Genomic DNA, 391 nt, shown 5'->3' with positions numbered 1-391 from the left:
GACTCGCTGAAACCGAGACTTGGACCAGCGAATCAGACTGGCTAACAGAAACGGACTCTTGTACCAAGGAATCAGACTGACTTGCTGAAATCGATGCTTGGACTTGTGACTCAGATTGACTTACGGAAGCCGAAGCTTGAACTTGTGACTCAGACCGACTTGTCGAAACTGAGGCTTGAACCAACGAGTCTGATCGACTAGCTGAGATTGAAGCTTGGACCAACAACTCAGATTGACTTGCCGAAGTCGAGGCGTGAACCTGTGACTCAGATTCGCTTGCTGAAATCGATGCTCGGACTTGCGACTCTGACTGACTTGCTGAAATTGAAGCTTGGACTTGTGACTCAGATTGGCTTGCTGAAATTGAAGCTTGGACTTGTGACTCAGATTG

At 48.1% G+C, this 391-nt stretch carries 1 pseudogene; it reads right to left on the bottom strand.

The window, feature by feature from the left end:
• Positions 1 to 391 (bottom strand): annotated as a pseudogene (locus tag AB5Y61_RS01190) (LPXTG cell wall anchor domain-containing protein); the annotation flags it as partial.

The organism is Streptococcus parasanguinis (assembly GCF_040908565.1).
GTDB lineage: Bacteria > Bacillota > Bacilli > Lactobacillales > Streptococcaceae > Streptococcus > Streptococcus parasanguinis_AC.
The sequence above is the reverse complement of the archived record's forward strand: the minus strand, read 5'-3'. Positions and strand labels throughout refer to the sequence as shown.